12 protein-coding genes are annotated in these 17,672 nt (G+C 70.6%); 3 read left to right on the top strand and 9 right to left on the bottom strand.

What is annotated here, in order from left to right; translation table 11 throughout:
- Positions 1-23: 23 nt before the first annotated feature.
- Genes CIK71_RS08015 through CIK71_RS08030 form a run of 4 tightly spaced genes read right to left on the bottom strand, consistent with a single transcriptional unit; the run spans position 24 to position 4,958 of the window.
- Complete coding sequence (locus CIK71_RS08015) at positions 24-503, bottom strand: hypothetical protein (RefSeq protein WP_141393704.1); 480 nt, start codon at positions 501-503, stop codon at positions 24-26.
- Positions 504-510: 7 nt separating this feature from the next.
- Entirely contained in the window at positions 511-2,577 is a 2,067-nt protein-coding gene (locus CIK71_RS08020; protein WP_096164668.1) for a dipeptidyl-peptidase 5, read from the bottom strand.
- A gap of 29 nt (positions 2,578-2,606) precedes the next feature.
- Positions 2,607-3,488, bottom strand: coding sequence for a PhzF family phenazine biosynthesis protein (locus tag CIK71_RS08025; RefSeq protein WP_096164669.1), 882 nt, complete (start codon positions 3,486-3,488; stop codon positions 2,607-2,609).
- Positions 3,489-3,542: 54 nt separating this feature from the next.
- Positions 3,543-4,958 (bottom strand): MFS transporter, encoded by a 1,416-nt coding sequence (locus CIK71_RS08030; protein ID WP_245857393.1) that lies wholly within the window; start codon positions 4,956-4,958, stop codon positions 3,543-3,545.
- Between the two features lie 565 nt (positions 4,959-5,523).
- Between CIK71_RS08030 and CIK71_RS08035 the strand changes: the two genes are divergently transcribed.
- Positions 5,524-6,984 (top strand): sodium:proton antiporter, encoded by a 1,461-nt coding sequence (locus tag CIK71_RS08035; protein WP_096164671.1) that lies wholly within the window; start codon positions 5,524-5,526, stop codon positions 6,982-6,984.
- A 64-nt stretch (positions 6,985-7,048) separates the two neighbouring features.
- Positions 7,049-8,362, top strand: coding sequence for a Na+/H+ antiporter NhaA (nhaA, locus tag CIK71_RS08040; protein WP_096164672.1), 1,314 nt, complete (start codon positions 7,049-7,051; stop codon positions 8,360-8,362).
- Between the two features lie 73 nt (positions 8,363-8,435).
- Here nhaA and CIK71_RS08045 read toward each other — a convergent pair whose 3' ends face one another.
- The 4 genes from CIK71_RS08045 to CIK71_RS08060 all read right to left on the bottom strand — a co-directional run bounded on the left by CIK71_RS08045 (position 8,436) and on the right by CIK71_RS08060 (position 14,919).
- Positions 8,436-11,015, bottom strand: coding sequence for an alkaline phosphatase PhoX (locus tag CIK71_RS08045; RefSeq protein WP_096164673.1), 2,580 nt, complete (start codon positions 11,013-11,015; stop codon positions 8,436-8,438).
- A gap of 191 nt (positions 11,016-11,206) precedes the next feature.
- Positions 11,207-11,620 carry a universal stress protein gene (locus tag CIK71_RS08050; protein WP_096164674.1) on the bottom strand — a complete coding sequence of 138 codons (414 nt, stop codon included), beginning with the start codon at positions 11,618-11,620 and terminating at the stop codon, positions 11,207-11,209.
- Between the two features lie 105 nt (positions 11,621-11,725).
- Positions 11,726-13,180, bottom strand: coding sequence for an APC family permease (locus CIK71_RS08055; protein ID WP_096164675.1), 1,455 nt, complete (start codon positions 13,178-13,180; stop codon positions 11,726-11,728).
- Between the two features lie 122 nt (positions 13,181-13,302).
- Positions 13,303-14,919, bottom strand: a complete 1,617-nt coding sequence (locus CIK71_RS08060; RefSeq protein ID WP_096164885.1) for an LssY C-terminal domain-containing protein — start codon at positions 14,917-14,919, stop codon at positions 13,303-13,305.
- 162 nt (positions 14,920-15,081) lie between these two features.
- Here CIK71_RS08060 and CIK71_RS08065 point away from each other — a divergent pair, with 162 nt between their 5' ends.
- Positions 15,082-15,921: an aldo/keto reductase gene (locus CIK71_RS08065; RefSeq protein WP_096164676.1), complete on the top strand. Its 840-nt coding sequence runs from the start codon at positions 15,082-15,084 to the stop codon at positions 15,919-15,921.
- 72 nt (positions 15,922-15,993) lie between these two features.
- On the opposite strand, the gene CIK71_RS08070 is transcribed toward CIK71_RS08065, so the two are convergent.
- The gene (locus CIK71_RS08070; protein WP_096164677.1) at positions 15,994-17,667 is read right to left on the bottom strand and encodes an MFS transporter; all 1,674 of its coding nucleotides are present in this window, start codon (positions 17,665-17,667) and stop codon (positions 15,994-15,996) included.
- Between the last annotated feature and the right edge of the window lie 5 nt (positions 17,668-17,672).

A 17,672-nucleotide genomic window follows, 5' to 3' on the forward strand; every position in this document is an offset into this window, starting at 1 on the left:
CACCATCGCCGACGTGGCAACCGTCACACCTCCCCGACGGCCTCCCGCTGCCGACGCACCTCGGCGACACCGCGCAGCAGGACGACGGCCCCGACCAGCAGGAGCACGGACTGGAGGAGATCCACCACGGTCTCCAGGACGCCGGCCGCACGCGACACCGCGGCGGCCGCGCCGGAGACGTCCCCGCTCGCGCTGAAGGACACCGAGAGGCTGAGCGCCCACGCCACCAGCAGCACGATCCCGCCCCGGCGCAGCGGGCCCCTGCCCCGAACCGTCACCACGATGGCGAGCACCAGGGTCGCGACGCCCAGGCCCAGCGCGAGGAGCGCCCCGGCGATGGCCAGGAACGCCAGGACGATCGACGCCGGCACCACATCGACGTTCACCACGGCGTCCGGGCTCACGAGCCCGACGAGCTGCATGATCAGGCCGCCCGCTCCCAGCAGTGCCGACAGCGCCGCGGCCCAGATCGCCGGCCGCACCGGCTGTCTGAACGGATCCACGTCCATCTCAGCCCCTATCGAGCTCGAGCACCGGGACGCAGGGCGGGCTGAAGCCGAGCACCTGCCCGTAGAACGACAGCGTGCCCTCGGTGGCGCGGATGATCGAGTCCGCTCTGCGGAAGCCGTGCTGCTCGCCCGCGAACAGGAGGTAGGCGTGCGGGATCCCCTTGGCGGCGAGCGCATCGCGGAACAGCTCCGACTGGCTCGGCGGCACGATCCTGTCCTCCTCTCCCTGGAGCAGCAGCACCGGGACCTCGAGCTCGTCGACGTGGCTGAGCGGCGCGCGCTCGACGTACAGGTCCCGCCGCTCCGGATACGGGCCGACGAGGCCGTCGATGTACCGCGATTCGAAGTCGTGGGTGTCCAGGCGGAAGCGCTCGAGCTCGGCGACCCCGAAGCTCGAGGCACCGGCGGCGAAGGTGTCGGTGCGGGTCAGGCACGCCAGGGTGGTCCATCCGCCCGCGCTGCCGCCTTCGATCGCGAGCCGGTCCCCGTCGGCGATGCCCTCGCTGACCAGGTGCTCCATGACCGCGACGGTGTCCTCCACATCGACCACGCCCCACTGCCCGCGCAGCCGGTTGCGGTACGCGCGGCCGTAGCCGGTCGAGCCGCCGTAGTTCACGTCCACCACTCCGAGCCCGCGCGAGGTGTAGTACGCGGTGGGCAGGTGCAGCACTGGGGGGACGTGGCCCGTGGGGCCTCCGTGCACGCGCGCGATGAACGGCGGCAGGTCCCCTTCACGTCCGGCCAGCCCCTCCTGATGCGGGCGGTGGACGATCGCGTGCACCATCTCGCCATCCGGCAGCGGCACCTCGATGCTCTCGCCGGTGGGCAGCACGGCGGGGTCGGGGGCGTCCGTGCGGGAGGAGCGCAGGACGGTCAGCGAGGAGAGTCCGGCCGACGGGTCCAGCCGCGCCGTGCTGATCGCGGCGAACCGCGTGGGCGAGGAACCGGCCAGCACGAGCAGGCCGTCGCTCCGGAGCCGGGCCGCGGTGATCTCGGTGAGCGGGCAGTCCAGCGGCGTGAGCTCCGCTCCGCCGGCATCTGTGAGCCGCAGGATCCCGAGGCCGACGGCGGCGCGCCCGTACTGCACGAGCGCGGTGTCCGCGTCGAGGACCTGGAACCAGGTGGTGCCGAGGGCCCACATCGGCCCGGCGAACTCCTGATCCAGCTCGAGCACCTGACGGGCGCCGTCGTCGGCCGACCACACCCAGGGATTCCACCAGCCCGACGCATCGCAGACGGCCAGCAGATGCTCGTCGTCGAGCCATTCGGGCTGCATCACGGAGGTCTCGGCGTCCCCGAGCACCACCTCGCCCTGCCCGGCGCTGCCGGCCAGCAGCGGGGCGACGTGCAGCTCGGTGCCGTCCCAGGGCATCTGCGGATGCTCCCAGCTGAGCCAGGCCACCCGGGCGCCGTCGGGGCTCACGCGCGGATGCGCGACGAAGCGCGAGGCGGGGGTGACCCGGCGGATCGCGGAGCCGTCCTCCGCGGCGGAGCCGTCCAACGGGACGGCGGCGACATAGCGCTCGATCAGCGGCGCGCCGTCGGCTCCCGCGCGAGGGCCCTCCGCACCGCCGGTGTGGTCCTCGCAGATCCACCAGATCTCGGTGGAGCCGTCCTCGAGGGTGACCGCCGTGGGGTCGGCCCAGCGCAGGGAGGGGCCCTGCGCGCTGTCGACCTCGGGGCCGACCGGCGTGAGCGGCCGGGGCCGCTCGCCCTCGCGGAACGCGTGGACGCGCTGGTCCTCGAAGTTCACGAAGACGACGAGCGGCGTGCCCTCGGCATCCGGGAGCGCGGTCCAGCTCGCGCCGCCGTATTCGTGCACCCGTGAGCGGGCGTTGAACGGCCCGGGGAGCACGGTCACGGGCTCGGCGGCCGCATCCGGCCCCTCGGGCCCCACGTCGCCGGCGGAGCGCATGATCGCCTGGCGACCGCCTTCGGTCGCGATGCCCTCCGTCCACCACACGGCGTCACCCACCAGCTGCGGGCCGCCGAGCCGGATGCCGCCGGTGGCGAGCTGCTCGGCGGTGATGGGCGAGGGCCAGGACCCGTACGGGAGTGTCGTCACCATGGGTTCAGGGTAGAGGCCCCCGGCGCGATTCAGGCCAGGATCCGCCCGTCGACGGTGAGAACGGTGCTCCCGCCGATCCAGATCGTGCCGTCCTGCTCGACGTCCACCACGATGAGGCCGTCGCGGCCCAGGGCCGTTCCCTGGGTGGCCACCCAGTGCGCGGGCATCCCGCCGCGCGCCACCATCCACTGCGCGATGCCGGCGTTGAGGCTGCCGGTGACGGGGTCCTCGACGCCGGCGAGCGTGAAGGCACGGACCTCGTAGAGCGGTCTGTCGGCGTCGAGAGGGGTGTTCCCGTCGGCCGGAGCGCGGTGCCGGCCCACCACGCCGAGCTTCGCGTCCGCCATCCACGCCAGGTCGGGAGCCAGCGACAGCACCTGCTCGGCAGATTCCAGCTCGAGCACTCTCCAGCCCGGTCCGTTGTCGGCCCAGGTGTGCCCGCGAACCGACGAGCGTTCCACGCCCAGAGCCTCCGCGAGCCGCGCGACGTCGGCCTCGTCGAGGGGGCCGCTGCGCCGCAGCGGCGGGGCGGCGAACGCGAGCCGGTCCTGATCCTGGCGCACCGTGATGAGCCCGGCCTCGCACTCCTGCACGATCTGGTCGCCAGCCGGCTCGCCGCCCGCCCACAGCCAGGCGCGTGCGGTCCCGAGGGTGGGATGACCGGCGAAGGGTAGCTCGCCGGACGGGGTGAAGATCCGGACCCGGTAGTCGGCGTCGGGGACGGTCGCGGTCAGCAGGAAGGTGGTCTCCGAGAGGTTCGTCCAGCGCGCGATGCGCTGCATGTCGTCGGTGCGCAGCGCGTCCGCGTCGAGCACGACGGCGAGCGGGTTGCCGCGCTGGGGGCGGTCGGCGAACACGTCGAGCTGGAGGAAGCGATGACGGCGCGGCGGCGCAGAGGGAGTCCGGGGCATGACCCCATCCTCTCTCCTCCGTCCCAGGCGTCTGGAGCGAACCGGGCTCCGGGCTCAGCGACCCGCTTCGTCCAGGGCCTTGTCCTCGGCCAGCATCGCGTCGATGCCGTAGTCCTCCGGCTCGGACTCGGGGATCTCCGTGCCGTGCAGGGACGCGCCGGCGGTCTCCTTGAGGAAGAGCAGCGCGACCATGCCGAACACGCAGCCGATCATCACGTAGACCGCCGGGAACTCGAGGAACCCGGTGGACTCCACGACCGCTTCGTTCAGCGGGGCGGCGGTGCCGCCGAAGACCGAGGTGAACACGTTGTAGGTCACCGCGAAGCCCGCGAAGCGCACGTGTGCCGGGAACATCGCCGGGAAGGTCGCCGAGATGGTGGACAGCTGCGGGATGTACAGCAGTCCCAGGACCGCGAATCCGAGGATCGCGAGGCCGAAGCTCTGGCCCATGAGCATGTACATCGGCAGGGCCATGACGAACAGTCCGATCATCGAGAACCACCACATCCTCTTGCGGCCGATCCGATCGGACAGGGATCCGCAGAACGGGAGCATCGCCATCATGGCGATCTCTCCGATCAGGATCACCATGAGCGACTCGTTCGGGGTGAGGTGGATCTTGGTCTCGAGATAGCCGGGCATATAGGTCAGCAGCGTGTAGTTCGCGATGTTCAGGGGGATCACGAGACCGGCCATCACCAGGATCGGCCGCCAGTACTCGGTGACCAGATCGCGCAGCCCGCCGGTCGCGCTCTCCTCGGACTCCCCGGCCTTCTCGAGGTCCTGGAACACCGGGGTCTCGTCGAGCCGGGACCGCAGGTAGAGGCCGATCAGGCCCAGAGGCGCGGCCACGAAGAACGGCACCCGCCAGCCCCAGGCGGCCATCGCGTCCTCGCCGATGATCAGCTGCAGCACCAGCACCACCACGGTGCCCAGGGCGAAGCCGCCCAGCGTGCCGAACTGGAGGAAGCTGCCGTAGAGGCCGCGCCGCTTGTCCGGGGCGTACTCGGCCATGAACGTCGCCGCACCGCCGTACTCGCCGCCAGTGGAGAAGCCCTGGACCAGGCGCAGCACCGCCAGCAGGATCGGGGCGAGGATGCCCACCTGCTCGTACGTGGGCAGCACACCGATGAGGAAGGTCGCCGCGCTCATCAGGATGATCGTCAGCGCCAGCACGTGCTTGCGGCCCAGGCGATCGCCCAGCGGGCCCCAGACGAAGCCGCCGAAGGGCCGGGCGATGAAGGAGATCGCCAGGAAGGCGTAGGTCCAGAACAGCCCCTCGGACCCCGAGGGGAAGAAGTGCGCCGCGATATAGGTGGCGACCACGGCATAGGCGCCGTAGTCGTACCACTCGGTGGCGTTTCCCATCGCCGAGGCCGCGACGGCCTGGCGGATGGTGCGGCGGGGAGGGAGGTCCTCGAAGGCGGTGCCCTCGGAGGACGAGGATTCAGCGGCGATCGGTGTCGTCACGGACGGAACTTCCCGTTCTTCGCGCACGCGCCGCGGCGCGTGATGGCGGCGCTCCCGGGGGCGCCGGGAGGCGCTCGACATTCCGGGGGCGGCCGATGGCAGGTGGTCATCGGACGAGCGGCGGGAGCGTCCGGGCCGAGACCCGCTCGGCCGAATGCTCCCGCCGAAAAACAGGATCACGGTACGTAGATCGAGTGCCAACGACCAGCAGAGACGTCCGGTGCGAGGCCGATGCCGCAGGTCACAGGAAACCTTCGACACACGGTGACCAACTGGTAGGAAGTAGGCGGAACGCGGTCGGCACGCCCCTCGAGCCGACGTCGAACGGACGCCGTCACCCCGGCCCAGCACGTCGTGAGAGACTGACCGCGGAGAGCCGGGAAGTCTGGTCGGCACGGGAGGAACATCCCGTCCTCACTCAGCGACGCCGTCAAGGAACACCCCATGGCTCCCCAGCCCCTCAGTCCGCGAGTCGGTGCGCGGATCGGCCCCCTCCCCTCACGGCCGCCCGGCCGGAGCGCGACTGATCCCCTCCGGCCTGGCCCCGAAGGTGACGTGACCCGCGATGTCCTTCCCCGTGTGGACCCTGATCCCGTTCGTGCTGATGCTGCTCGGCATCGCGATCATCCCCCTGGTCCCCGCTCTCGCACCCCTCTGGGAGAAGCCCCGCAACCAGCTGATCTATGCCCTGGCGCTCGGCGTCCCGGTGGCGATCGGGCTGCTGCTGGCCGCCCACCCCGAGCTCGTCGCGCATGCCCTCATGGAGTACGGGCAGTTCATCGTGCTGCTGCTGGCGCTGTTCACGGTGTCCGGCAGCATCGTGCTGCGCGGCGACCTGGCGGCCACCCCACGCACCAACACGGCCTTCCTGGCCATCGGCGGCGTCCTGGCCAGCTTCATCGGCACCACCGGAGCTGCCATGCTGCTCATCCGCCCGATCCTCGCCACCAATGCAGAGCGCCGCTACCGGGTGCATACCGTGGTGTTCACGATCTTCGTGGTCGCCAACTGCGGCGGCCTGCTCACGCCGCTCGGCGACCCGCCGCTGTTCCTGGGAATGCTCCGCGGCGTACCGTTCACCTGGACCTTCTCGCTGCTGCCGATGTGGCTGTTCGTCAACGCTCTGCTGCTGATCACCTACTGGGCGCTGGATCGTCGCTTCCACTCCCGCGAGGCCCCCGAGGCCCTCGCGATGGACACGGAGAACCGCGAGAAGCTGCGCCTGGTCGGTGCCCCGCACCTGATCTGGTTCGCCGTCATCATCTTCGCCGTGGCCCTGGTGCCCTCCCTGGACATCGATGCTGTCGCACACGGAGAGCTCGAGGGCACGAACTGGGTGCCCTGGCGCGAGATGCTGATGCTCGCCGCCGCCGCCGGGTCCTTCCTGCTCGGGTCCAAGAAGGTCCGCTTCGAGGAGAACGAATTCAGCTGGTCCCCGATCGCAGAGGTCGGCGCCCTCTTCATCGGCATCTTCCTCACGATGGTCCCGGCACTGCAGGTGCTGCGCGCCGCCGCCCCGAACCTGCCGCTGAACGAGATCACGCTGTTCGTGTTCACCGGCGGGCTCTCCTCCGTGCTGGACAACGCCCCCACCTACGTGACCTTCTTCGAGATGGCCACGCAGATGCCCGGCGAGCCCCGGATCGGCGACGTGCCCGAAGCATTGCTGATCTCGATCTCCCTGGGTGCCGTGCTGTGCGGGGCGCTGACCTACATCGGCAACGGACCGAACTTCATGGTGAAGTCCGTCGCCGAGGACCAGGGCGTGAAGATGCCGGCCTTCTTCGGCTACGTGCGCGCCGCCTTCATCTACCTCGCCCCGGTGCTGCTGGCCATGCTCCTGCTGTTCATCGCGGAGCCGTGGTGGGCGAAGGCGCTCGGCGCGCTCGTGGTCGCGCTGATCCTGGTACGGGCGATCCGGCTCGCGACCTCCCCGCCACCGCAGGTGCTCAGCCGCGGAGACCGCCGCCGCGACGACCCCGCCCCGACCTCCGACCCCGAGGCCGACGCTCCGCCGCAGCTCTGACCCCCGCGGCGCCGGGCCCGGCCACCTCATCCGACCGCAGCCACGCACCGCAGGAGACCAGATCATGAGCACACGAGCGACCCTCGAGCACGGCACCTACCGCGAGCACTCGCGGCTTGAGGAGATCGTGGTGCGCGCCGTCCCCGGTGGCGCACTGCTGCTGATCGCCACGATCCTCTCGCTGATCATGTCCAACTCCGGGCTCTCGGAGCTGTACTCGACAGTGCGCGACGCCCATGTGGGCTTCACCCTGGGACCGCTGAACCTCGATCTCACGATCGGGCACTGGGCGGCCGACGGACTCCTCGCGGTCTTCTTCTTCCTCGCGGGCCTCGAGCTCAAGCAGGAGTTCGTCGTCGGCGACCTGCGCTCCCCCTCGCAGGCCCTGGTCCCGGTGGCCGCGGCCTTCGGCGGCGTCGCGGTGCCGGCTCTCCTCTACACGCTGATCAACCTCGGCGGCCCGGAGGGTGCCGGCGGCGGCTGGGCGATCCCGGCGGCGACGGACATCGCCTTCGCGGTCGCCATCCTCGCGCTGTTGGGATCGAGCCTCCCCACCGCTCTGCGCACCTTCCTGCTCACCCTCGCGATCGTGGACGACCTCGTCGCGATCACCATCATCGCGATCTTCTACACCAGCGACCTCCGGCTCGGGTTCCTCGCCCTGGCGGTGATCCCGGTGGCCCTGTTCTGGCTGCTGACCAACAAGGCCGAGGCTCTGTTCAAGAAGCACTACTGGACCGCCTGGGTGCTCCTGCTGCCCCTCGCCGTCATCACCTGGGTGCTGTTCCTGAACTCCGGGGTGCACGCCACCATCGCGGGTGTGGTGCTCGCCTTCATGGTCCCCACCCGCGGCCTCTCCCCGTACGGGAAGCAGCATTCCCTCTCCCACACCCTCGAGCACCGTCTGCGGCCCTTCTCCTCCGCCATCGCCGTGCCGGTGTTCGCGTTCTTCAGCGCGGGCGTGGCCGTGGGCGGCCTCACCGGTCTGCTCGACGCCTGGCAGTCGACCGTGGCCCTGGGCATCATCGTGGGCCTCGTGGGCGGGAAGATCCTCGGCATCGTAGGCACGTCGTTCGTGCTCACGAAGCTGACCAGCGCCCGCCTGGACCCCTCGCTGCGCTGGCCGGACATGCTGGGGATGGCCGCTGTGGCCGGCATCGGCTTCACCGTCTCACTGCTGGTCTCCGAGCTCAGCTTCACCGCCGGGGACCCGATGTACGACGCGGCGAAGGTGGGCGTGCTGACCGCCTCGGCGCTGGCCGCCGTGCTCGGTGCCGCGATCCTCGTCCCCCGCAATGCGATGCACCGCCGCGAGCAGGCGGCGGAGGGGGCGGCCGGGGCATCGGACTCCACGAAGGTCACGGAGGCCGACGGGTGACCCGATGACGGCGTGACAGCGTACAGGGCCCCGGTCCGCGGATCTGCGGACCGGGGCCCTGTGCTGTGCCTGCTCAGCCGCCCATCATGAAGGTGATCTGCTGCTCCTCGCTCATGCGGTGGAGGAATGCGGCGGTGGCGTCGCGGTGCATCGGCTCCAGGGGGCGGTAGGTGCCGTCGGCCCAGCCGTTCGCGATCCCCGCGGACCGCAGCCAGGCGATCTCCAGCGCGTACCGGCTGCTCGCCGGCACGTCCGCGAACGGCGCCTCGGTGGGCTGGTCGACGCTCGGCGAGCCGGCGAAGCGGTGCACGAACGCCGCCATGGCGTCGCGGGCGATCGGCGCCGTGGGACGGAAGGTGCGATCGCTCCATCCGGTCGTGATGCCCTGCTGGTAGGCCCAGATGATCGCGTCGTAGTGCTCCTGACCCTTCGCGACATCCGTGAAGGGCTCGGTGCGCGGCGGCGTGACCTTCGGGGAGCCGGCCAGGCGGTGCAGGAACGCGGCCATCGCATCGCGGTTCACCGGTGCGAGGGGGCGGAAGGTGCCGTCGTCCCAGCCCGTGGCGATGCCCTCGTCGTAGGCCCAGAGCACGGCCTCGTAGTGCTCGTCGCCCGGGCCGATGTCGGTGAACGGCCGCTCCTCGGCGACCGGCAGGATCTGCACGATCGTCGGCTTGGGTCCGGTGCCCTCGTCGAACTCGGGGAACATCGAGGTGGGCTCGTCGAAGGAGCCGTCCTCACCGGGGTGCTGCACGGCGACGAAAGCAGTGCGGTCCTGGTCGCGCACGATCGGGCCGCAGGTCTCCGCCTGGGCGGGCATCGAGGCGAACTGCTCGACCCGGCCGCGCTCCTCGCCCTCGAGCGTCACGCGGAACAGGCCGTCGTTGTAGCCGATGCCGTCCGGTGCGCCGTCGGTGGAGATCCACAGGTTGCCCGCCGAGTCGAAGGCCAGGTTGTCCGGGCAGGAGATCGGCGAGACCTTGTCCTGCGGGTAGCCGCCGAAGTAGGTGCCCTCATCGGTCTCCGGGTCCCCGCACACCAGCAGCAGGTTCCAGGCGAAGGTCGTCGAGGCCTGGTCGCCCTGCTCGTCGATCTCCACGATGTGCCCGTCACGGTTCTCGGCACGGGGGTTCGTCTCGTCGGCCGCGGCCTTGCCATCGGTGCCGCGATCGGAGTTGTTGGTGCAGGCCACGTACACGCGGCGGCTGGCGAGCGAGGGCTCGACGTCCTCGCAGCGGTCCATCTTGGTGGGGCCGACGGAGTCCGCCGCGAGGCGGGTGTGCACGAGCACCTCCTGGACGCTCATGCCCTCGACCGCCGACTCCCCGTCGACGACCAGCGGGAGCCACTCCCCGGTGCCGTCGAAGGCGCCGTCGGCCGGCAGCTCGCCGGTGCCGTCGATCTGGCCGGACGGGGAGTTGCCGGTGAACTTCGCGACGTAGAGGTCGCCGCTCTCGAGCAGGGTCTTGTTGTGCTCGCGATCGCCCTCGATGTAGCTCTCGTGGGACACGAACTTGTAGAGGTAGTCGAACTTCTCGTCGTCCCCGGAGTAGGCGACGGCCCGGCCGTCCTCCGCGATGATGACGTTCGCGCCCTCGTGCTTGAAGCGGCCCAGCGACGTGTGCTTCCGCGGGGTCGACGTCGGGTCCCAGGGATCGACCTCGACGATCCAGCCGAAGTGGTTCACCGAGTTCTCCAGGCCCTCGGCGGTGGCGTCGTAGCGGGGATCGATCTCCTGCCAGCCGCGGGCCAGCTCGTTCTCGCCGAGCCCGTAGCGCTTGTCTTCCGCCGAGGTCCCGGAGGTGCGGAAGTAGCTGTTGAAGTTCTCCTCGCCCGAGAGCAGCGTGCCCCACGGGGTGAGGCCGCCCGAGCAGTTGCCGAAGGTGCCCTGGGTGCGGGTGCCGGTGGAGAACTGGACGGTCTTCAGCAGGTCGTCGCCGCGGGCGGGCCCGGTGAACTCGTAGCGGGTGTCCGCGAGGAAGCGACGGTTGTAGTCGCTGTCCACCACCGGGGTGTACGGATGGCGGCGGGTCTTCCGCTCGAGCTCGACCACGGTGAGGCCGTGGGCGGCGAGGGTCACCTCGGCCAGGGTCTGCGGATCGGTGTCCGCGGGGAACATGATGTTCTCGTTCGTGTACTCGTGGTTCACGAACATCAGGGCCCGCGTGCCGTCGGTGCCCTCGATCTCCTGGATCTCGGTGTAGTCGTTGTTGTACCCGAACTGCTGGGCCTGCGACTGCCCGGTCTGGGCGTTCCAGTCGAAGTCCGGAGCGTCGGACCACAGCTTGTCGCCCCAGCTGATGACGGGGTGCCAGGCGAAGCCCTCGGGGACGTCGAAGCTGTCGACCTCGAAGTGGACCGGGTCGATCGCGTCGAACTCCAGCGGGCTGCCGCCGGGTGCCGCGGCCGCCGGCGCGGGGCCTCCGATGCCGCCGGTACCGGTCACCCCGATCGCGACGGCGCCGGCCGCGGCGCCGCCCAGCAGCGCACGACGGCTGAGCACCCCCGAGGCGATGTCCCGGAAGTAGTCGTTGCCGGTCGTGTTGCACGTCGTCTTGGTGCAGGCGTTCCCGCACTTCAGGGCGCACGTCACGGGCGATCGTTTGCCGCGGACGTGGTCCTTCATGAGCAGGGGGAGGTCGATGAGAGCCATGGGGATCCTTTGCAGTCGATCAGGTCCCGTCCGTCTGGACGGACGGGTCGAGATGACGATGCGCCAGAATCATGTCCCGGCCCTCTCCCCCAGGGAACGGGCGGATGAACACTGAGGTGCGGGACGGAGAACGCCCGGCCCCGTGGAGGGACCGGGCGTTCAGGGTTCAGTCTCGGATCAGGCCGAGACGGTCAGAAGCGGGTGGGCGCCACGAAGGTGTCGGGCTTGACCAGCACCACCGGGACCGGGGCCTCGATGGCGACCCGCTGCGAGGTCGAGCCGAGCAGGATCTTCCCGATCGGGGTGCGCCGACGGATGCCGAGCACCACCAGGGCGACCGGCTCCGAATCGATCGCATCGAGGATGTCGTCGGCCGGATCGTCGCGCCGCGGGACGGTGCGCAGCTCGTGCTCGAGACCGGTCTCCGCGAGGCGCTCGGGCAACGGTCGCTGATCCGTCACCCCGCGGGCCTTGCGGGGATCGGGCGCACGCTCGGAGGCCAGCACGAGCAGCCTCGCGTCACGACGGTTCGCCTCCTCGATCGCGTAGGCGAGCGCCGCTTCGCTGGTGGCGCTGGGGACGTAGGCCAGCAGGATGGTGGTCATGGCATCTCCCGGGTGGAGCGGACGGAGGGGCGGGGCGGGGCGGGGCTGGGCGAGCGGGGGCTAGGCGAGGGGGTTGAGGCGAGCTGGGCTGCGCGGCGCGCCGACTCACGGCTTGCCGAGGTCGTCGGGATGGCGGAACCGGGTGCGTCGGGCCCTGACCGCGCTGTTGTAGAACCAGGTGATGGCGTACAGCACGAGGCCCACCGCGAGCAGACCGCCGGCGATCACGTAGTTCTGCATCGGCTGCGCGAGCGGGGTGATCAGCGCGAACGAGGTGATCGCACCGATCACCGCGAGAACGGTCGGGGTGCGGAAGTGCTTCACGTCGACGGTGTCGTTGCGCAGCACCAGCACCGAGATGTTGACCATGCCGAACACCGCCAGCAGCAGCAGCGCCGTGGTGCCGCCGAGCGCCGCGATGGTCTCCTCGGCGAGCACGAAGCGCACCGTGAACACGAGAGCGAAGGCCAGCACGGTGGAGAAGACGATCCCGGCCCACGGGGTACGGGTCGAGGCCAGGACGCCCCTGAGGAAGCCGGGCAGCACGCCCTGCTTGGACATGCCGTAGAGCAGGCGCGAGGCCATCATCATGTTGATCAGCACCGTGTTGGCGACGGCGAAGATCGAGATGAACGCGAAGATCGTGTCGATCGGGATCTCCGGTGCGCCGACCTTCACGACCTCCAGCAGCGGGGTGGTGGAGTCCGTGAGGCGGCCGATGGGCACCACCGCGACCGCGAGGATCGAGATCAGCACGTAGATGACACCGGTGATCGACAGGCCCGTGATGAGGGCCTTCGGGAAGTTCTTGACCGGGTCGACGGTCTCCTCGGCCATGTTCACCGAGTCCTCGAAGCCCACCATCGAGAAGAACGCCAGGGCGGTCGCCCCGATGATCGCCATGAACATGCCCTTCTCGTCCTGCGTCTCGAAGATGATGACGCGGGAGAAGTCCGCCTCGCCGCGGGCCACGGTGAAGAAGCCGACCAGGATCACGAGGCAGAGGCCCGTCAGCTCGATCGCGGTGAGCACCACGTTGGCCTTGACGGACTCGGAGACGCCGCGCAGGTTGATCAGGGCCACCAGCAGCAGGAACACCAGCGCGATGGCAGTGGTGACCCCACCGGAGGCGGCGCCCAGGGTCTCCTCGAGCCCGAAGGCCTTCAGCACGTTCTCCGCGAGGAAGATCGCGCTGGTCGACGCCGACGTGATGCCCGAGGACAGCACGGCGAAGGTGACCATGAAGGTCAGGAAGTGGATGCCGAAGGCCTTGTGCACGTACAGCGCCGCCCCGGCGGCCTGCGGATACTTCGTCACCATCTCCACATAGGAGAGGGCAGAGACCATCGCGATGGCGAAGGCGATGATGATGGGCATCCAGCCGGCACCGCCGACCTCGCCGGCGACCTTGCCCGTCAGCGAATAGACACCCGTGCCGAGGATGTCGCCGACGATGAACAGCAGCAGGAGCTTGGGCGTGATCGCCTTCTTCAGCTCCGGCTGGTCCGAGGTGCCGGAGCCCTCAGGTGCGGTGGGGGCGACCTCGTGCGGTTCGCTCATGGTGATCCTCCCGGGATGGGGACTCGTGCTGACCGACCAGGGCGGCGACGGGCTCGGGCAGAGCACCATTGCCCGGGGACCGAGGGCGGCTGTGCGCGCACTCTATCCTGTCGTCGGCCTCGTCACATCGTGTCGGAACTTCGCATCCCCACGAGGGCACGGGCGGCGGCTGGATCAGCTGGATCAGCTGGGTCGTCGGCCGACGCCTCCAGCATCGTCAGGCGGAGAGTCTGCACCCACTGCCGGGAGGCGTCGGAGCTGATCGCCAGCACGCCGAGGGCCGAGGCGCCGACCCCCACCAGCAGCGAGTGCGTGATCTCGCCGGACGTCGAGGTGGCGATCACCAGCCGCGTGAACGCATCGGCCGTGAACAGCGCCATCAGCGCGATCCGCGCCCAGCGGCTGCGACGCACCACCCCCACCAGCAGCAGCACGAGCACCACCGCGAAGGCGGAGGCCAGGTAGATCTGGTCCCCGGCGGGGAGGAACAGGGAGGCGTCGACGAACAGGGCCGAGAAGTCGACGCCCAGCAGGAGCCCGATCCACTCGGCGACCACCACGCAGGCCTGGCCCAGCACCAGGGCGCCGGTGAACACCACGGTGGGCGGAGGCAGGTGGTGGTCCGTCGCCCGGGAGATGATCTCGTGGACGTCGTCGACCGTGCCGTGCCACTGCGCCGACAGCTCGTCGCCCAGCTCGGCGCGTGCGTCCGCACGTGCGCCGGCGCTGGTCAGCCTCGCCGCGGCGAGCGCCGACTGGGTGGCGGCGCGAGCGCGGGACTTCATCACGGTGGTGCCGGTGGGCCGATGCCGCGGCAGCATGATCGCGGTCGCCCCGTCGGAGCGGGACGCGGCGCCGGAGACGTCGAGCACGGGCAGGTGCCCGTCGGTCGCGAAGCGATCCCCCTGGCCGTTGCGGTCGTGATAGGCGGTGGAGAACTCCTCGATCACCTCGACCCCGATCTCCGGATCCGCGTAGCGCACGGTGTCCAGCAGGTAGTCGCGCTCGACGTCGATGTTCTCGTCGATGCGGTGCGTGATCTGCAGGGTGAAGAAGGAGAAGCCGACGGCCCGGTCGTAGGTTCCGGCCGCGAGCCAGTCGGTCCGGTACCCGCCCGGCAGCACGAAGTCCGAGGGCATCCGCCAGAACCGCACGTGGTGGCGCTTGGTGGTGGTGCCGCCGACCTCCTGCTGGTACGTGAAGTCGTGGCGGCGTCCCATGAGGAACAGGTCGGAGACGGGGGCGCTCGGGTAGGAGCGGCGCAGCAGCGTGGAGCGGACCATCGACCAGGCCGACGCCAGCGTGCGCTCCTCGGCCAGCACCCAGCCGGCGCGGCGCATCGCGACGTGCAGGTCCCGTTCGGGCCCGTCGAAGGCGAGGTTGATCGGGTCCGACAGCACCCCCTCGGTGGTGCGCGTGCGCCCGAAGAAGTAGTCGGGGAGGTAGATCCAGGTCATCAGCTGGTGCAGGCGCGGCAGCGTGATGTAGGTCAGCAGCACCCAGAACCCCACGAGGTACAGCAGCCGCGCGGGCGTCAGGGAGAAGCCCTCGACCAGGTACAGCAGCGCGAGCCAGATGGACACCACCACACCGGCGACGATGAACAGCGTGTCCAGGAAGCCGTACAGCTCGAACCGTCGGCCCCGCTGGGTATGGCCGCGGGCATGATCGTAGGCAGGGGGCTGCTCCGGGATCGGACGCTCCGACGGAACCAGGCGCGCCTCGCGTGCGGGCGTCACCGGCAGCGCTCCGGGCTCCACGACGTCATGGGCACATCGTAGGGGGACGGGCGGCGGCGCTCGTCCAGGGATCTCCCTGGATGCGCCGTCGGCGAACCGACCCGGGGTTCCCTCCAGCTCGGCCGTACTCTGACTGCATCCCCCATCGAAGGAGCTTTCCTGATGACCAGCATTCCTGCCGTCCGCTTCCACGACGGCCATGAGATCCCCCAGCTCGGCTACGGCGTCTGGCAGGTCGAGAACGACGTGGCGGCCGACGTCGTCGAGCAGGCCCTCCGCGCCGGCTACCGACACCTCGACACCGCTGCGGTCTACGGCAACGAGGAGGGTGTGGGCCGCGCGATCCGAGCCTCCGGCGTCCCGCGCGAGGAGATCTTCGTGACCACCAAGCTGTGGAACGACTCCCACGCCCATGACGACGCCCTCGCCGCGATCGACACCTCGCTCGAGAAGCTCGGCCTGGACCACGTGGACCTCTACCTCATCCACTGGGCCAAGCCCATCCAGGGCAAGTACCTCGAGGCCTGGAAGGCGCTCATCGAGATCCAGAAGAGCGGCAAGGCCACCTCGATCGGTGTCTCGAACTTCCCCCAGGCGGAGCTCGAGGAGATCATCGAGGCCACCGGCGTGACCCCGGTGATCCACCAGGTCGAGACCCACCCCACCTTCCAGCAGACCGAGCTGCGTGAGGTCGAGGCCGCCCACGAAATCCTCCACCAGTCCTGGTCGCCGCTCGGCCAGGGCGGCGCAGGCGACGACCTCGGCGACCCCGTCGTCACCGACATCGCCGAGGCGCACGGCGTGACCCCGGCGCAGGTCGTCATCGCCTGGCACCTCGCCAAGGGCTTCGTCGTGATCCCCAAGTCGGTCACGCCCGAGCGGATCGTCTCGAACCTCGCCGCCGCCGACGTCGCGCTCAGCGAGGGCGAGATCGCCCGGATCGATGCCCTGGATCGGGCCGACGGCCGCATCGGCGGCGACCCGCAGGAGTGCGACTTCTGATCCTCTGATCGATCCTCGCACCCCGCGCGCAGCGGCCCGGCTCCCACGACGGGAGCCGGGCCGCTGTCTGCATCAGGACTGCGGGACAGCGCCCTGGCGTCGCGCGGCGCGAGCCACCGCCACCGCGCCGATCAGGCCCAGCAGCAGGAATCCCGCCGAGCCGGCCATCGCGATCCGGGCGCCGTCGGCGAAGACGGTGTCGAGCTGGTCGAGCGTGCCGGATCCGGCGCCCTGGGCTCGCAGCTGCGAGAGGATCGATCCGGCCGAGTCCGTCATCGCCTGCCCGTAGCGGGCGGCGTCCCCGGTGAGCGAGTCGGTGCGGGCCGCGAGCCCGACCGCCAGCAGCGCCCCGGAGATCGCGGTGCCCAGCGCGGTGCCGAGCTGGCGGACGGTGGACTGCGTGGCCGACCCCTGCCCGGACTGCTCCCGGGGCACCGGGGCGAGCACGGTCGAGGTGAGCTGCGCGGAGGCGAGCCCGAGACCGAGTCCGTAGACGACCAGGGTCGCGACCAGCAGGGCGACCGGGGTGGACGGGCCGAGCAGCCCGGCGAGCACGCCGATGCCGAGCACCTCGAGACCGAGCCCGACCAGCACCGTGCCGGGCGCTCCGATGGCTGCGGCCAGATGCCGCGCCAGGGTGCCCGAGAGGAAGGCGCCGCCGGCCATCGCCGCGAGCACCAGACCGGCCTGGAGCGAGCTCATGGCCAGCACGTTCACCAGGTACAGCGGCAGCACGAACAGCAGTCCGAACTCGCCGATCGCGACGGTCCCGGCGGTGAGGTTCCCCCAGGCGAACGCGCGCAGACGGAACAGCGACAGGTCCAGCAGGACCTCCCGTCCCGCAGCGCCGCGAGCGGCCTCGAGCCGCACGAAGGCGATCAGCGCCACGAGCCCGACGAGCAGCAGCACGGGGGTGCACGAGAGCCCGCCGGGGGCGTGGAGCGTGAGGCCGCCGAGCTCGAGCGGGGACTTCTCCGTCCACCATCCCAGCGTCGTGGACTCGACGATCGCGAAGACGAGCGAGCCGAGCGCGAGGGCGCTGAGCAGTGCCCCGAGCACGTCGAGGTCCCGCCTCCGGCGCTGCGGACGCGGAGCCTCACGGGTCTCCCCCATCCACGCGAGGGTGCCGGCGAGGACCAGCACACCGATCGGCACGTTGACCAGGAAGATCCACGGCCAGGAGAACGAACTGGTCAACCAGCCGCCGAGCAGCGGGCCGAGGGCCGCGGCGCCGGCCATCACCGCGCCCCAGACGCCGAACGCGGCGGCGCGCTCGGAGCCGCGGAAGGTCGCGTTCACGGTGGACAGCGTCGAGGGCAGGATCAGTGCGCCGCCGACGCCCTGCAGCAGTCGGGCGGCGATCAGCGCGGCTGCTCCCCCGGCCATCGCGGCGAGCACCGAGGCGATGACGAACAGGCCGACACCGGCCAGGAAGAGCTTCCGCCGGCCGACCAGGTCGCCGACGCGTCCGGTGATCAGCAGCAGCGCGGAGAGGACCACGGCGTAGCTGGTGGAGACCCACTGGGCGTCGGTGAGGTCCAGGCCCAGGTCGCCGATGATCGTGGGCAGCGAGACGGCGACGATCGATCCGTCGATCACGATCAGGGCGAGGCCGGTGGCCAGCACGGCGAGTGCCTTCCAGCGGCGGGGGTCCGTCGAGGGATCAGCGGGAGGGATGGACGGGGTTCGGGGCGCGGAGGCGGCCGATGCGGTCGCCCCGTGGCGCGAGGGGCGGGGGTTCGTCATGCCGA

It is taken from the genome of Brachybacterium alimentarium (assembly GCF_002332425.1).
Classification (GTDB): Bacteria; Actinomycetota; Actinomycetes; order Actinomycetales; family Dermabacteraceae; genus Brachybacterium; species Brachybacterium alimentarium.

What these genes read in the sequence shown, in the direction of transcription:
- CIK71_RS08020 (WP_096164668.1), bottom strand. Translation starts at nt 2,577, where the DNA reads ATGGTGACGACACTCCCGTACGGGTCCTGGCCCTCGCCCATCACCGCC.
- CIK71_RS08025 (WP_096164669.1), bottom strand. Translation starts at nt 3,488, where the DNA reads ATGCCCCGGACTCCCTCTGCGCCGCCGCGCCGTCATCGCTTCCTCCAG.
- CIK71_RS08035 (WP_096164671.1), top strand. Translation starts at nt 5,524, where the DNA reads ATGTCCTTCCCCGTGTGGACCCTGATCCCGTTCGTGCTGATGCTGCTC.
- nhaA (WP_096164672.1), top strand. Translation starts at nt 7,049, where the DNA reads ATGAGCACACGAGCGACCCTCGAGCACGGCACCTACCGCGAGCACTCG.
- CIK71_RS08045 (WP_096164673.1), bottom strand. Translation starts at nt 11,015, where the DNA reads ATGGCTCTCATCGACCTCCCCCTGCTCATGAAGGACCACGTCCGCGGC.
- CIK71_RS08050 (WP_096164674.1), bottom strand. Translation starts at nt 11,620, where the DNA reads ATGACCACCATCCTGCTGGCCTACGTCCCCAGCGCCACCAGCGAAGCG.
- CIK71_RS08055 (WP_096164675.1), bottom strand. Translation starts at nt 13,180, where the DNA reads ATGAGCGAACCGCACGAGGTCGCCCCCACCGCACCTGAGGGCTCCGGC.
- CIK71_RS08065 (WP_096164676.1), top strand. Translation starts at nt 15,082, where the DNA reads ATGACCAGCATTCCTGCCGTCCGCTTCCACGACGGCCATGAGATCCCC.
- CIK71_RS08070 (WP_096164677.1), bottom strand. Translation starts at nt 17,667, where the DNA reads ATGACGAACCCCCGCCCCTCGCGCCACGGGGCGACCGCATCGGCCGCC.